The organism is Vibrio sp. MED222 (genome assembly GCF_000153005.1).
In the GTDB taxonomy this organism is placed as follows: Bacteria; Pseudomonadota; Gammaproteobacteria; order Enterobacterales; family Vibrionaceae; genus Vibrio; species Vibrio tasmaniensis_A.
The window spans coordinates 173,374-188,301 of the sequence record NZ_CH902611.1 but is presented as its reverse complement, the minus strand read 5'-3'; the positions used below and the strand labels follow the sequence as shown (position 1 = coordinate 188,301).

General features: G+C 43.0%; 18 protein-coding genes. 7 read left to right on the top strand and 11 right to left on the bottom strand.

What is annotated here, in order from left to right; genetic code table 11:
• Positions 1–250 precede the first annotated feature (250 nt).
• The 6 genes from flgE to MED222_RS02295 form a co-directional block, all read right to left on the bottom strand.
• Complete coding sequence (gene flgE, locus MED222_RS02270; RefSeq protein ID WP_009848572.1) at positions 251–1,555, bottom strand: flagellar hook protein FlgE; 1,305 nt, start codon at positions 1,553–1,555, stop codon at positions 251–253.
• 45 nt (positions 1,556–1,600) lie between these two features.
• Positions 1,601–2,311, bottom strand: coding sequence for a flagellar hook assembly protein FlgD (flgD, locus tag MED222_RS02275; RefSeq protein WP_009848573.1), 711 nt, complete (start codon positions 2,309–2,311; stop codon positions 1,601–1,603).
• 17 nt (positions 2,312–2,328) lie between these two features.
• Positions 2,329–2,742 (bottom strand): flagellar basal body rod protein FlgC, encoded by a 414-nt coding sequence (gene flgC, locus MED222_RS02280; RefSeq protein WP_009848574.1) that lies wholly within the window; start codon positions 2,740–2,742, stop codon positions 2,329–2,331.
• 4 nt (positions 2,743–2,746) lie between these two features.
• A complete protein-coding gene (gene flgB / locus MED222_RS02285; RefSeq protein ID WP_009848575.1) occupies positions 2,747–3,142 on the bottom strand; it encodes a flagellar basal body rod protein FlgB in 396 nt (131 codons plus the stop codon).
• Positions 3,143–3,397: 255 nt separating this feature from the next.
• Positions 3,398–4,225, bottom strand: a complete 828-nt coding sequence (locus MED222_RS02290; RefSeq protein ID WP_009848576.1) for a protein-glutamate O-methyltransferase — start codon at positions 4,223–4,225, stop codon at positions 3,398–3,400.
• Between the two features lie 11 nt (positions 4,226–4,236).
• Positions 4,237–5,163, bottom strand: coding sequence for a chemotaxis protein CheV (locus MED222_RS02295; RefSeq protein ID WP_009848577.1), 927 nt, complete (start codon positions 5,161–5,163; stop codon positions 4,237–4,239).
• A gap of 76 nt (positions 5,164–5,239) precedes the next feature.
• On the opposite strand from MED222_RS02295, the gene flgA reads away from it, so the two are divergent.
• The 3 genes from flgA (at position 5,240) to MED222_RS02310 (ending at position 6,972) form a co-directional block, all read left to right on the top strand.
• Positions 5,240–5,986 carry a flagellar basal body P-ring formation chaperone FlgA gene (gene flgA, locus MED222_RS02300; RefSeq protein ID WP_012603426.1) on the top strand — a complete coding sequence of 249 codons (747 nt, stop codon included), beginning with the start codon at positions 5,240–5,242 and terminating at the stop codon, positions 5,984–5,986.
• A gap of 177 nt (positions 5,987–6,163) precedes the next feature.
• The gene (gene flgM / locus MED222_RS02305) at positions 6,164–6,481 is read left to right on the top strand and encodes a flagellar biosynthesis anti-sigma factor FlgM (RefSeq protein WP_029225445.1); all 318 of its coding nucleotides are present in this window, start codon (positions 6,164–6,166) and stop codon (positions 6,479–6,481) included.
• 65 nt (positions 6,482–6,546) lie between these two features.
• Complete coding sequence (locus MED222_RS02310) at positions 6,547–6,972, top strand: flagella synthesis protein FlgN (RefSeq protein ID WP_009848580.1); 426 nt, start codon at positions 6,547–6,549, stop codon at positions 6,970–6,972.
• Positions 6,973–7,244: 272 nt separating this feature from the next.
• On the opposite strand, the gene flgP is transcribed toward MED222_RS02310, so the two are convergent.
• Together flgP and MED222_RS02320 are read right to left on the bottom strand one after the other, a co-directional pair.
• Positions 7,245–7,676: a flagellar assembly lipoprotein FlgP gene (flgP, locus tag MED222_RS02315; RefSeq protein WP_009848581.1), complete on the bottom strand. Its 432-nt coding sequence runs from the start codon at positions 7,674–7,676 to the stop codon at positions 7,245–7,247.
• 9 nt (positions 7,677–7,685) lie between these two features.
• Positions 7,686–8,321, bottom strand: a complete 636-nt coding sequence (locus tag MED222_RS02320; RefSeq protein WP_012603422.1) for a FlgO family outer membrane protein — start codon at positions 8,319–8,321, stop codon at positions 7,686–7,688.
• 192 nt (positions 8,322–8,513) lie between these two features.
• On the opposite strand from MED222_RS02320, the gene MED222_RS02325 reads away from it, so the two are divergent.
• Both MED222_RS02325 and MED222_RS02330 read left to right on the top strand, forming a co-directional pair.
• Complete coding sequence (locus MED222_RS02325; protein WP_009848583.1) at positions 8,514–9,647, top strand: flagellar assembly protein FlgT; 1,134 nt, start codon at positions 8,514–8,516, stop codon at positions 9,645–9,647.
• 139 nt (positions 9,648–9,786) lie between these two features.
• Positions 9,787–10,293, top strand: a complete 507-nt coding sequence (locus MED222_RS02330; RefSeq protein WP_009848584.1) for a hypothetical protein — start codon at positions 9,787–9,789, stop codon at positions 10,291–10,293.
• Between the two features lie 170 nt (positions 10,294–10,463).
• Here the strand turns inward: MED222_RS02330 and MED222_RS02335 are convergent, their stop codons facing one another.
• The 3 genes from MED222_RS02335 to MED222_RS02345 are packed head-to-tail and all read right to left on the bottom strand — an operon-like array spanning position 10,464 to position 13,222.
• Entirely contained in the window at positions 10,464–11,705 is a 1,242-nt protein-coding gene (locus tag MED222_RS02335) for an NAD(P)/FAD-dependent oxidoreductase (RefSeq protein ID WP_009848585.1), read from the bottom strand.
• Between the two features lie 24 nt (positions 11,706–11,729).
• Positions 11,730–12,803 (bottom strand): methyltransferase, encoded by a 1,074-nt coding sequence (locus MED222_RS02340; protein WP_009848586.1) that lies wholly within the window; start codon positions 12,801–12,803, stop codon positions 11,730–11,732.
• Between the two features lie 29 nt (positions 12,804–12,832).
• Complete coding sequence (locus MED222_RS02345) at positions 12,833–13,222, bottom strand: hypothetical protein (protein WP_009848587.1); 390 nt, start codon at positions 13,220–13,222, stop codon at positions 12,833–12,835.
• Positions 13,223–13,293: 71 nt separating this feature from the next.
• On the opposite strand from MED222_RS02345, the gene MED222_RS02350 reads away from it, so the two are divergent.
• Together MED222_RS02350 and MED222_RS02355 are read left to right on the top strand one after the other, a co-directional pair.
• Positions 13,294–14,073 (top strand): beta-ketoacyl synthase chain length factor, encoded by a 780-nt coding sequence (locus MED222_RS02350; RefSeq protein WP_170962735.1) that lies wholly within the window; start codon positions 13,294–13,296, stop codon positions 14,071–14,073.
• Positions 14,070–14,840 carry a lysophospholipid acyltransferase family protein gene (locus MED222_RS02355; protein WP_009848589.1) on the top strand — a complete coding sequence of 257 codons (771 nt, stop codon included), beginning with the start codon at positions 14,070–14,072 and terminating at the stop codon, positions 14,838–14,840. Before MED222_RS02350 ends, MED222_RS02355 begins: the two co-directional genes overlap by 4 nt.
• Positions 14,841–14,928: the final 88 nt, after the last annotated feature.

The window sequence follows — 14,928 nt, the reverse complement described above, 5'->3', positions numbered from 1 at the left end:
TTTTCTGGAACTAATAAAGCAAACACTATGCCAATATTTTTAACTGTTATTTATCAAAAACTTAAACGGAGAAACAACAAAAAAAACTGACCATAAAGGATCATTGAGGAAGAATTGTTGCCAGAGGCATTACCGGGCGGCAATAGGGGCGGCAAATAGAAAAACAAACAGCCATACGTAATTCATCAACAATACCCAATTCAATAACATTGAATTGGGTATTCGCAGATGATTCAAACGCTCGAAACGATTAACGAATCTGAAGAATATTCTGTTGTAGTTGGTTGTGTACTTCTAGAGAACGAGAGTTCGCTTGGAAGTTACGTTGAGCAGAAATCAAATCAACCAATTCTTGAGTCATATCGATATTCGACTGCTCTAGTGAGCCATTGTTGATACTACCAAATGAACCTTTATTTGATTCACCCCAGATTTTATCACCTGAAGCGTTAGTAGAATCCCATTGAGTGCCGCCTTTCTTATCTAGACCATGCTCATTAGGTACACGAACTAAACCTACGCGGCCTAGTATCACATTTTCACCGTTTGAGTAACTGCCTAGAACACTGCCGTACTCATCGAAATCGATTTTCGTTAAGAAACCAGTTGTCGCGCCATCTTCATCAAACCTAGACAGTTCGAATGGAGCGGCAAACTGAGTTGAAGAATCCAGACCAAAGTTAAGTACCTGTGTCGGATCTGCACCGTTCAAATCAATTGCGTTCTCACCAGCGCCGATAGGATCAGATAGAATTGGCTGACCACTGTTAAGGCTTGCTAAGGTACCGTCATTGTTGAATTTCATGGTGTGACCAACATGACCTGCTGAATTCGTCGCGTCGCCACCAGTAATATTTACCGGCTTCTCGCCCGTTTCATCTGACATGGTGTAGTACGTTTGCCAAGTATTCGGTTGAGTCTGATCTTTTAGGTAGTAAGTCGTTAACTTGTAAGACTGTCCCATAGAATCGTAGACCGTCGAAGACGTTGCACGGTTATAGGTATCTGGATCTTTGAAGTCAAATGTTGCCGGGTCTTTAAGATCACCGTTCGCAGGAAGGTTAACCCCTACTTCAATGTTTTCTGTCTGTTTAGGCTTACCAAACTCAGCTGGAATGTCGAGAGGCTTTGGTGCATAAGAAAGAACTTCACCCGAGTTTGGATCGACATCATAACCTAAAAGAAACTCATCATTGGCCGTAACCATGTAGTTGTCTTTGTTTAGGTGAAATGCACCATTACGCGTTAGTTCATTGATCTCTGGCACCATACGGTCTTTCGATACTGCAAAGAAACCTGTACCACTTACACGCAAGTCCATTGGGTTATTCGTATAGATACTTGAACCTTCATGGAACTGTTGTGCCACTTGGCTAGCTTGCGCACCACCTCCTGGCGTCGTTTTTGCGTTAGTGAACAACGAGCTTGAGTAAACATCCCCGAACTCCGCACGAGACTCTTTAAAGCCAAATGTGTTTGCGTTCGCAATGTTGTTACTGGTTGTATTCAGGTCTAACTGTGCAGCGGATAGACCGCTTAAAGATACATATGACATTCCAATATTCTCCTAATCTAGCTAGCATAATCACTCTAAAAAGAGCTACGCTTTACCAACTTCTAGTACTTCAGCAAGTCGTACTGGCGATGTAAAACCAGCCAGATTGAGTAGTACGTTGCCATCGCCTTTACCAAGAAGCACACTGTTCACGTTCGCATAACTCGACACTTGGAACTCTGTGTTCTCACCTTCCAATAAACCCGACGCTTTCACGTTGTATTTACCGGCCGGCAATGGATTACCGTCTTCGTCTTTTCCGTCCCACTCAACACGCGTGTCACCAGATGGTTTTGAGCCGATATCAAAAGTGCGAACCAATTGGCCAACTTCATTCTCAACACGGACCATTACATTGTCCATTGCCTGAGGAAGCTTAACCATTGACGCCATACCGCCATCACCTTGTTTCACACCTGCCGCTCCAGGAACCAATACATCGCGGCCAACCAAAGAAGATGCCTGCAGTGCTTGGTTAGAGGTCATTGATGAATTCAAGCTTTCAAACTGTGTATTCATTTTGCCAATGCCATCTACGGTCGCAAATGAAGCCATTTGCGCAATCATCTGGTCATTGCTAACCGGCTTAAAAGGGTCTTGTTGTGCAAGTTGCTTAGTCAACAACGATAAGAAGTCATCTTGTTTAAGATCTTGCTTACCTGTCGTTTCATCGGGCTTCTTAGCACCATCTTGAAGACTCTTCAGCTGGTCAACATAGGACAAGCCGCTTTGACCAACATTGTTGATTCCAGCCATTTGCTACCTCCTTATCCTTATTGACCCATCTGCAGCGTACGCAGCAGCATTTGTTTACTCGAGTCAGCAACCTGTACGTTTGTTTGATACGCACGTGATGCTGAAATCATGTTTGCCATTTCTTCCATAACGTTAACGTTAGGCTTATAGATGTAGCCTTCGTTGTTCGCTAACGGGTGATCTGGGTTGTACTCCGCATTCAGCGGTTTATCGCTTTCTACGATACCTAATACTTTTACTGGCACAGTGTGACCACTATTACGTGCCTGATTTAACTCAGCGCCAAACACTGCGTGACGAGCCTTGTAAGTGTCTTTAGCAGAGCTACTTACACTGTCTGCGTTAGCAAGGTTACTTGAGGTAGTATTTAGACGAACAGATTCAGCACTCATCGCAGAACCAGTCACATTGAATACATTAAATAAGCTCATCTAGTTATTCCCCTTTTATCGCTTTAGTTAAATTCTTGAACTTACTTCCTAAGAAGTCGAGAGAGGCTTGATGCCTAATTTGGTTTTGCATGAAAAGATTTCGTTCCAAATCCAAATCAACCGTATTGCCATCTCCAGTATCAGGTTGCGTAGGAATTCGATACTTCGTTTCCCCATTCACCGTTGTTGAGGCAGAAATATGCCGACCGTCTGTTCGGCTAAGACCAATGCTTGCCCCAGAACTTGCCGCCTGCAGTGATTTATTAAAGTCTAATCCCTTTGCTTTATACCCAGGCGTGTTAGCTTGCGCGATATTGGTGGAAAGCACCTCAGCGTTACGCTCACGTACACCAACTGTGTGCTGGTGAATGCCTAAAGCATTGTCAAAAGAAATAGCCATGTAAACCTCAACTCAAGAACTGACTGTTATGAAATAACCCAAGCAATATATATACCAACTTTAAAAATAAAGTGGCCGACCATTACTTTTACAGGTTACTCGTGGGTAAACTTGCAATATACAAGCCAACAAATAGAGTAAATTGGAATGTCACTCTGACTTAAAGATATAGATTAAATGAGAAAAAGAAAACCCAGCACTTGGCTGGGTTTTAAATTTGGACAGTAATATTGCACCTTAAAGTGGTGACACTAATTACTTTAATTTGTAGATGATGCCTGGATTACAGCGAACCATTTCAAAACGATCTGTTAAGCCGGTTAACGATTCAGACGCACCCAATAACAGGTAACCACCAGGATTCAGGCTATTTGCCATCTGGTTAAGTACTTTTGACTTCATATCCGGAGAGAAATAAATCAACACGTTACGACAAAAGATAATGTCGAATTTGCCTAACAGTGCATAGCTCTCCATCAAGTTCTGAGGACGGAAGTTTACCATTCGCTTAACGTTGTCTTTCACTTTCATACGACCATCGCCAGCATCTTCAAAGAAAGTGCGACGGCGCTCAGGAGAAAGTCCTCGGCCCAAGGCAAGGTTGTCATAAGCGCCAGTGCGGCACATATCTAACATACTTGCTGAAATATCAGTAGCGGTAATCGATACATTTGGCAACATACCCGGCTTACGTGCTTGGGTCTCAAGTATCGTCATAGCCATTGAGTATGGTTCTTGACCTGAAGAGCTTGCCGCAGACCAAATCTTGATAGGACGTTTATTTGCCGCTATTTCCGGTAGAAGTTTATCCGCTAGTACAGCAAACGGATAAGTATCTCGGAACCAAAGTGTCTCGTTAGTCGTCATAGCATCCACTGCCGCCACTCTCAACTCACGGTTTCGACCTGTCACTACATCTCTTAGCAAATCAGACAATGAAGCAACATTAAACTTCGTTACTAATGGGCTTAAACGACTGCGCACTAAATACTGCTTACTGTCACCTAATACAATGCCACATTGAGATTCTAAGAAACGGCTGAAATCGCGATACTCTTGATCACTTATTGTTATAGCAGTCATTAATGTCTCTTTTAGTTAGTTAACGCAGCTTTAACCGCGCCACCAAGCTCATCAGGATTGAATTTCGCGATGAAGGAGTTAGCCCCTACACGCTCAACCATGGCTTGGTTAAATACACCACTCAATGATGAGTGCAAAATTACGTATAAATCTTTTAGTTCTGCGTGACGACGAATCTCAGCAGTCAGCGTGTATCCATCCATTTCAGGCATTTCAATATCTGAAATCACCAATGAAATTTGATCGTAAATACTGCCTTCCGATGCCATTTTCATCAGAGTCTCATAGGCTTCTTTACCATCTTTGACAGCAATGACCTCAAAACCAATAGATTCTATAGCACGTTGAACCTGCTTACGAGCAACCGTCGAGTCATCAGCAATCAAGATTCGGCGAACCAATTCTTTCTCTTGTTCAACTTCTGCAATTTCCTCTGCGATTCTGCTATCCATGGTTTCATCAACAGGTGAGATCTCAGCAAGAATCTTTTCAACATCCAGAATTTCAACCAATTCATTATCGATGTTGGTTACCGCTGTTAGGTAATTATCTTTACCTGAACCATCTGGTGGTGGAAGAATAGCTTCCCAGTGCATATTAACAATTCTATCTACAGAGCTTACGAGGAATGCTTGGATAGTACGGTTAAATTCAGCAATCACCACAAAGCACTTATCGATATCAGATGTAGGACGTCCGCCTACCGCTAGGCTCAAATCAATGACAGAAACTGTCTGACCACGAATATGAGCCACACCTTTTACGAGATGATGTAAATTTGGCATTAAAGTCAGACGAGGGCATTGTAAAACCTCTTTCACTTTAAATACATTAATACCGTAACGCTGACGCCCCATTAGGCGAAAGGTTAGTAATTCTAATCGGTTTTGACCGACGAGTTGCGTACGCTGATTCACTGAATCAAGAATACCCGTCATGAGCTCATCTCCATATCAAACTTTTTGGATAGAAAGTGTTAGTCTACTGCAGGCTACGAACCACTAGAGAAATAAAATGACATATCATAAAGCAAACATATATCTTTTTTCCATAGCTATGTGTAGAACTATTTTTAAAACTGTCGCTAAGTTTATCGGCATTCTAACAATATTGTTTAGTTTTTTTACACACGCGGCAACGCCGGAACAAATTGACATGATCCAATCAGCGGCTGAGCAACACATCCTTGACTCGGTGGAGCAACCGCGAGGCGGTGAACTTTTTGTTAATTCCGCTAATGTAGACTCTAGAATCAAAGCAACAAATTGTCCTATCCCCCTTGAGACAAGTGCCTCTACAACAACCAACACTCGCAGCAGCATTACTGTTTTAGTTCGTTGTGTTCCTGATGAATGGCGTGTTTACGTGCCAGTGCGCCTTTCAATGTCAGTACCACTTGTCACAACGACTCGTTCACTGGCGAGAGGCGAAATTGTCGGTCAATACGACGTCACAACTGCGATGATCTCTCTCAACAAATTTCGTCGCCAAGGCTTTACCACTCCACAACAAGTCATCGGTGCTAAGGTAAAAAAGAACCTAAGACCCGGTGATGTTGTCGAAAGAGGCGATATTTGTGTCGTATGTCGAAATGAGAAGGTTATCATACAGGCAGTAAAAGGTGGCATGACCATTACCACCAAAGGTACTGCACTTACCGATGGCTCAATGGGTGATCAAGTTAGGGTGAAAAATGACAAATCACAGCGTATAATCGAAGGTATTGTTACCAGCATGTCTGAAGTCACGGTTTACTTTTAACACTTCACTTTAAAGTGTCGGTATCGTTAGCGCTTTTATTCTCAACTCTAACATCCAATTATAACGGTTGAGGTGTTTGGTTCGTTTTCGACTATTGAGCTAAAAATTGCTAAAGTATTCTCACCCATGGTCGATATTGACTGTACAGGTTCCCATTTTGAAGAAAAAGGCTTAACTATGGCAGGTATTGATAATATTCGTTCAGGGCAAACCCTAGCGAGCACTAACCGCTCAGCAGTGCGCTCTGATTCTAAGTCTGAGGCATCAAGAGCTGATGTGTCATCTAAATCACCCGCAAGCAAAGATGCGGTTTCACTAAGCCAACAAGGCAAGGCGATTGGTCAACTCCATCAAGAGATGGCAGCACAACCAAGTTTCGATTCAGTGAAAGTCGCGGCAATAAAAGAAGCGATCGCAAATGGCTCATACACTGTTGATCCAGAAAAGTTGGCCGACAACATGATGAAATTTGAAAACGAATTAAAAGGTCTTTAAGCAAACATTAGCTTTTAAATAAAGTTATTATCTTAAAGTACACGAGGTTATTAGTAGGTTACATTATGGCGGCACTAGCAGATTTAGTTAATTTCCAACTTCAAAATGCCAAAGCCTTATCTGAATTATTGAGTTCAGAGAAAATCGCTATTACAAGCCGACAATCGAGCGATATTGAGCGAATAGCCAAAGAGAAAGTGGTTCTTGTTGAACAACTAAGATCAACCGATCAACGAATCGCTGCCCATACTAATATATCTGAACTGACCGAGAACCCTGAACTTGCTCAGTTAGTCGCAACCATCAAGTCCATAGTGCACGACTGCCATCAAGCGAACCTAGTAAATGGCGAAGCCTTGAATCGAGCACACCTTAGCTTCAAAAAACTCAGCAATATGATGCAGCAAAGTCACGGCAAAATTGGCATGACCTACAATGCCGGAGGCCAAACGCATACAATTTCTACGCTAGGAACCAACGTTAAAGCTTAGTTAGGTAAACCACCGCCCTCTCATATCTGTATCTGTATCTGTATCTGTATCTGTATCTGTATCTGTATCTCAGCCTACCCTTCTCGTTACACTAGTCAAATCTCCCACTAAACCTGTGAATGTACTCCCCAAGCCGATAAACAAAAAAGCGGCAAGTACTTTAATACTTGCCGCTTTCTTATTCATAGCCGTTACTGGTTGCCGTTACGCCATCTGGAAAGCGAATAGCAGCCAATATAACAGGAGAAACCTATAACTAGACGATCCTTAAACTAGAACAACGTTTGTTGTCTCTTCTCAGGCACTGGTTGAACTTCGCCATAATTACGCAGTTGTTCCATTTTTCGGATATCTAACCGTAGTTCAGTCACATAGCTGTCGCCAACAGGGTAACTGCGCACCACTTCAGCCCCACGGATAACACCATCAACTGCACCTGAAGTTCTTTCAGCACCAAGACGCTGATCCTCAAGCTCAGCCCGACCACTCACGCGCATACCATACACTTGTTCGGCAAGTTCACGATACGCATCAATTTTAGAAGCTCTCATTGCTCGGATACGTTTCTCTTCGTCATTACGACCTTTCTGCTCGCTGACACTCGAGTAGCCAACCGCAACCAAAAAGTCATTAGGTCTCATGCTTTGTAATGGTTGACAGCCGACAAGCAATAAAGCGGCAACAACAAATATTAATTTCTTCATCACGAACTCCTAAGGGCGAAGAATAACAGTATGAGGCTGACTGATCGTTGGATCAGAACGAATAATAACCCCATCTTGAGTTCGAATACTGTTCAGGGTATCTAAGTCACGACCAATACGGTCTGCAGGTAAAAAGCCTTGTGCGGAGGCAACAACGATGCGAGTTTGCATTCCGACCACACGAGCATTCACTAGAACACCGCCTTCTTGACGAAGCATAGTTCCAGTCAAAACATACTGGACGTCTTGCTCTTGGGCTAAGTCTTTCCAATCGCGGCTAATAGCAAAATCCCCCTGGTGGGTCACTTGGATAGAGCCGGTGGTTTTAAAATCAACCACTTTAAAACCTCGACGCTGAAACTGATGAATGAAACCTTCTGATACCGAGTTTCCTAACCAACTGGTTGTGTCCATGTGTTGCAGATCGACAAACGAGGTAATGGCAATGGGTGTTCTGGCTGAAATACTCGTATTCGACAAGATCAAATCTTCGGTCATGCTTTCCACGAAAAAATCCATGGTATGACGCGGGCTGTCCATCAACATAAACGGACTGCCTGAATACTCAGATTTACCGTTATAGATTGGCGAATAAGCGCATGATGTCATTAACATGACACTCATTACTACGAGCCATTTTTTCATTCTCTTATCTCCAGATATATTTAGTGCTTGCTGTTCCAATATGTTCTCGCCATGACTCTTTTCAATGGATTACAATGTTGGAACAATCTTTGCTTTTCATTAATGGTTCAGATTATGAAAAACGCACTTGAGTCAGCTTTAAGCTTATAAATATTTGTTAAGCAATATTTATACCCAACTGGTAACGAATAGATGAAAAAAATAATTTATTACTTATTTTCAATAAGTTTACTGACAACCATCAGCTTCAGCACTCATGCCTCTTGGTATGAAGTTACCGGTACTGCGGCCATAGTATCGTCAGAGGATGCGGCAAGGGTTCACGCCTTAGAGGATGCCGTCTACAAAGCCATACAGTTCTCAGGCGCTGACATCGGCAGTATTGCAAACCTCACCCCCTACTTAGATGCAAAAAAGAAAGAATTTCAATTTACCAATCATGAAGTACGCTACATCCTGGTAGAAAAAGAGAAGAAACGCGGTGGCAATATCATGATCACCGCAAGGGTAGACATCTACCCTTCGGCAAGTGCTTGCCATGACAGCCAATATAAGAAGACGTTTTTGGTCGGTAATATTGATGTGACCTCTCCACAACAAGCTGTGATGGGTCGAATCTATAACATTGGTGATGATTTTGGCCATGTTGTTAACCGACAACTGGCGCAAGAATCTCGCAGTTTTGTCTCTGTTGGTACAACAAATTACGACATAGACAAGCGTCGACCGGAAGTGATCAAAATGATCGCACAAGATACCGGGGCACAGTACATCATAGGTGGTGACATCACCGACTTAACCGCAACCATCGAATCGAAGCTTTTGAAAGACGACATTATCAATCGCCAATTTGCGTTAGAAATGCAGGTATTCGATGGTAAAACAGGTCATCAGGTTTACAACCGAAGCTATCGTGAAGTTGCAAAATGGCCATTTGCTAAGACCAGTGAAATCGACACCCGCAGTGCTCGTTTCTGGGCATCAACTTACGGCAGTATGATGCTTCGTGTCAGTCGAAATATTATGTTGGACTTAGAATCAGAAGTATCTTGTAAGATCACGCTTCCTGAAGTTGCCGCGGTGTTTGGGAATATGGTGACCATTGATTTAGGCCGAATACACGGTGTACAACAAGGTGACAAACTTCAGCTTTGGCACACAGGTTCATTTATCGACCAAAGAGGCTTGCCGCGCAATAAGGTCTCTCAAAGCGATATCACCCTGACGGTTTCTCGCGTTTATGAAAACGAAGCTGAACTCACCATTGATCAACCAAGCCTTGCGGGAAGCATTCAAATTGGTGATGTAATGCAGAAAATCATGTAGTTAGCAGCACCATCAACTCATATTTCCTAATAAAGCCTTAGCACTTTTGTTAAGGCTTTATTTTTTTCATGAGGATTAGTTTCGGTTTCGCGGTATTTGTCGTAACCTTACTAATAACATAATCATCATTTAGCAAACTATGAGCCAGAATAATCTAATTGGTGCTACCGGTTACCGCTTTATCTCGAAAGGTAAGACCGCTTTTAAGATCCACATTCATACACCCGACGATACGGTATTACATCGTTCAGTTGGCTTTGTTCGTATGGGGGAAGACAAAGCACTCAAGAAAACCATCAAATTAAGAGATGAGCTAGGTAGACAGCTTTGGGGCAAGTTTTGGCCAAAGGTCCTCAAAGAACCCTATCTCATGACACGTCTGCCTCATAGTTTAGAGCCTAAAATTGTATTTAAGCCCAATCCAACGCAGAGTGACCCTGAACATCGCGACGAGTGCTACATAGCTAAATGGCGTGTTTTCTCTGAGAATGGTGATTACAAATACAGAACGAAAGTATGTTCTATACGGAAACACGGTCGACTCGCAGCCTACAGCCAAACCAAACGAGCACTGCTTGAAGCTCACAAAGATGTGATTGAGCTGCTTATCTTTATGGGACGATTGAACAGCATTGATCTGAAGTAGTATCAACCTCGATAACTTCGTTAGAAACTTTGGATTCTGACGTACTGGAGTTGGTACTCGAGCTGAGAGGCTGATTATCAGATACAAAAACAGCCGCGCATTGCGGCTGTTTTGATTTATGGCTAACCATAGTGACCATTTAGCATGCTATTACATACTAAATAGACCATCTAGCTTCGGCATATCTCTGCCAGCGTCTTCAATCGACGTTTTGACTCGTTTACATAGGGGTTGCTTTGATCCCATGCGTAGCCCGCCAAAATCGAACATACCATTTGCTTTATCTTCGGGTTTGGTTCTTGATAGAAAATCACATCCTGAAGAGCCCCCGAGTACCACCCTTCAACATACGTTCTAAAAGTATTTACCCCAATCATCAATGGTTCAGCGTATTCACGATCCCAGTCGACTTTCTCGCCATTGAGTTGTTTTTCCACACACTCAACCACAAACTGAGCCGACTTCATCGCAATAGTCACTCCCGATGAAAATACAGGGTCAAGAAATTCCCCTGCATTACCCAGTAATGCATACTTATCGGTTGCAAGATGTTTAACGTTGACAGAATAGCCACCAATTTCGCCTGCGGGATTTGGATACTCCGCATTTGCCAAAATCTCGGCCAAGCCCGACTCTTCTGTTGCCAGCTGCTTAATCGCCGAAATCTTGTCTTCTGGGTATGATTCAAAGAATTTAGGTTCCCCTACCACACCGAATGAAGAGACTCCGTTACTGAAGGGAATCAACCAATACCAAACATCAGGATTGGTTGGATGTACCGAGACCAAAATTTTACTGCGATCGTATTCAAGATCACTATCCGTTGCTGAGATATGATCATTAATATGTGTGAAGATAGCTTTGCGCGGAGGAAGTCGTGATGGCTCTTCTAAATCGAGCATTTTGGGTAACACTCGACCAAAACCACTACCATCAAGGACGTATTGAGCCTCTAGCTGATAACGCTCTCCACCCTGTATTTGTACATCTAATATAGTACGGTCTTCAGCGAAGTTAATGCCTATCAGTTCATGTTGGTAATCAATGGTAACACCCTGCGCTTCAGCACAGTCTGCCATTACCTTATCAAAAGTACCTCGTTGAACCTGAAACGTCGTTCCCGGCCCAGAAGAGAACTTATCTTCAAAATTAAACGCCGTATAAACACCATTTTTACGAAAAGCCGCGCCATCTTTAAATTGGAAGTTAGCATTAGCCACAGCTTCGCTCATGCCCGCTTGTTCGATCACTTCCATGCACGCTGGTAACAGGCTTTCACCAACAGAAAAACGGGGGAAAAGGCTTTTTTCAATCACTCGAACATCGATGCCTTTTTTATGAAGCAAAGACGCCGCAATAGACCCTGATGGGCCAGCTCCGATGATCACTACTTGAGTTGACAGTTTTTTCATTAATTTAAGCCATGTTTACCATGATTATTTCGCGCTAGCTTTCAGCTCCAGAAGCGTATGCCCAAGACCGATATCGTCGGTACGAGTCACCACATCAAAGCCAGCCTCTTCCACTATCTCTAGGAAATCTTCACTGCGGTAAAAGCGGCTGTTGCCGTTGGCCAAGCAAGTGAAGTAGAGAGACGTCGCATTTAAGCTATAAGAAGCCGCATCGTATTTCTGTGCATCCCAAAACAGTTCAAGGATATAAACAGTCGCGTCTTCTGACATATGAGAGCGAACACGCTTTAATATGCTAAGAATTTCCATTGGCGAGAAACAATCAAGGAACTGACTCATCCACCACACATCCGTACCTGTCGGCAGCGCTTGCTGTTTATCAAGCATGTTAGCGGGGAATGGAGTCACTCGATCTTGATGACCGTGCTGTGTTGCGTTTGCCATTGCCATTTCTAATTGCTGCGGCAAATCGACAATCGTCACCTCGACATCAGAGTCGTAGTTACAACATTGCATTGCCCACTTACCTGTATTACCGCCAATATCCACCAGCGATTTAGGCTTCTTACTGAAAACTTTCTCAAGCAACACAGGGAACGAACGATCTGAGTAGAAATGATCAAACTTAAACCAGCTCTCTTTTGCTTTTTCTGGTAATTGAGACAAACCTTGATAAATCGTTTCCCAATCACCCAGCTCTTTCAGGCCTGCAGGTGTACCTTCTTCTATTGCTTCGGTTAAATGCATCATCGCGGCATAACAAACATCAGCCGTGAAATCCATATTTGCGTTGGTCATGCCATCATGCAATAGATAAAAACCTAGGTTAGCCATTTTATAATGAGGCTTATCCCAAGTAACGATGTGAGCACTCAACGCCATATCAAGCAGAACTTTGACACCGTATTCGGATACACCCGTTGCTTGAGAAATAGTTTCAGCGGGTAAACCATCATTGCCCGCATCATCTAACGCTTTCAAAATACCTAAATCACGAAGTGTACGAGCTGTATGAAAAACAATAGGAGCAAAAGACAATTTTTGCGCTTCTGTTTTTGCTTCTAATGCGTTAAATGGATCTAATTTATATTCCGACACGAAAAACCTAACTTTAAAATAATAGAGAGCTACATAGCAGCCATTTGTGCAAGCTTGCGTTTAATATCAACGTTCAAGTTATTAACCCAACGGTTGTAATTACGGTGAATTTCACCATCGTCGTACTTCAAATTCTCGGATTCGACGTAAAGAATAGAGTAAAACTTATCATTATATGGAATATCAACCACAGCATGATGTGAACGGACATACAGTTCAGCACGGATTAGGCCTGGCTTAATTTCTGAAACCAACCAACCTCGGTTCTCAGCAGACTCATAAATCGCTGATTTCACCTGTTTACTTTGAAGATTCAAAGCAACTGGAGTATCCTCAATATTCATTACAGGTTGGACACGTCCACAGCCTGCAAGAACGAGTATAAATAACATTGAAACGGCTATTTTTAGTAATTTCATTTAAACTCCTTACCCGTGTTTATTTATAAGCATGCATAGTATTAGTTAGACCCAAAGTAAATCAATACTCTATGTCAAATCAATCCCAATTAATGTCGTTTAATATTGAAAAATGGTCAGCAAATTCGCCAGGCCTCTATTCCGTTGCCGAGTGGCAAACGTGGAGCACTCATTTAGATTGGCCACAAAATGGCTCAACTGAATTTAAAGCCATCCCTCCTATGATGCGCCGCCGAATGAGCCTGCAAAGCAAACTGGCCGTCCAAACCGCATTAACCCTATTAAAAGATACCTCGATTGATTATCTGGTTTTTGCCAGTCGACATGGTGAGCTCCACCGAACAGCCACTTTAATTCAATCAATATTAGAAGGTGACGACGCCTCTCCAATGGCGTTTTCCCAATCGGTACACAACACCGCTGCAGGTCTAACAACGATTGCTGCAAAAGCGCCGATTCCACTGACCTCTATCGCTGCTGGGCAAGATACCTTTCACAACGCCCTGATTGAAGCTTATCTTTACCTACATCAGTATCCGTCACATCGTGTACTCGTCATTGACTTCGACCAACCTCTGCCTGATGTATATCGAGAATATGAAAATCAGCACTATGCTGACTACGCTCTAGGTTTAGTACTCACAGCAGGCAGTGACTACTCGGTTTCGAGAGCAGTAACAAGTAAACCAATCGCTAGCACCCCCAAAGTTAGAGACAACTCAGCAGCTGATTTACCGCAAGGCCTACAAACGCTACAACATATCCTATTGGGAACACAGCATTGGACTATTGCTGGTAAGCACCAAAACTGGTCCTGGGTCAATAACGCGCAAACAGGTGCACAGAAATGAGCAAAGTAGGCCAATGTTGGCGAGTATTCGCGACGGGGCTCTGCTTTACCATCTTTGGTTTGGGAGGCTTAGTCTTAAGCTTCTTAATCTTACCTTCGATCGCCCTAACGACTCGCAACGTCATAGAAAGAGAGCTCAAAGCACAGCGATTAATCCGTTTCTCATTCAATGCATTCTGCCAAATAATGAAGTTTACAGGCGCGATTGATTACCGAATTGATGGCGCCGAACTGCTCCGCGAAGATCGCAACTGCATCATTGTCGCCAATCACCCTAGCTTGATTGACTATGTACTGATCGCCTCTCAACTTCCTCAATGTGATTGTCTTGTTAAAGCGGCAATATGGGAAAACCCGTTTATGAAGAGGATTGTCAAAGCAGCGGGATACATACCCAACCAAACCCCTGACGATCTTTTAGAACGCTGTGAAGAACGCTTTTCGCGTGGAAATGTATTGTTAGTTTTCCCTGAAGGCACTCGCACAACGCCAGGAATTGAACCATCCTTACAACGTGGTGCGGCACAAATTGCCACTCGAACACAAACCGACTTACGCGTGATTCATATTACAGTTTCTCCGACATTCTTAACAAAAGAGAAAAAATGGTATCAAGTTCCTGCCACTAAACCCTTTTTTCATATCGCAGTGAAAGGTAAAATAGACGTCGCACCTTTTATTGAGAATTCAAATAACTTAACTTCGGCAGCAAGGCGCCTCAATCAACACCTTGCACAGACTATTTTTCCTTCCGAAGAAAATATTTAGCTCATCAATAAAACAACTGGTGATATCAGCGTTTCGAAAATACATCACATAATGTAGAATCGCCCCCCTTGAAGTAGCATTTAGATAA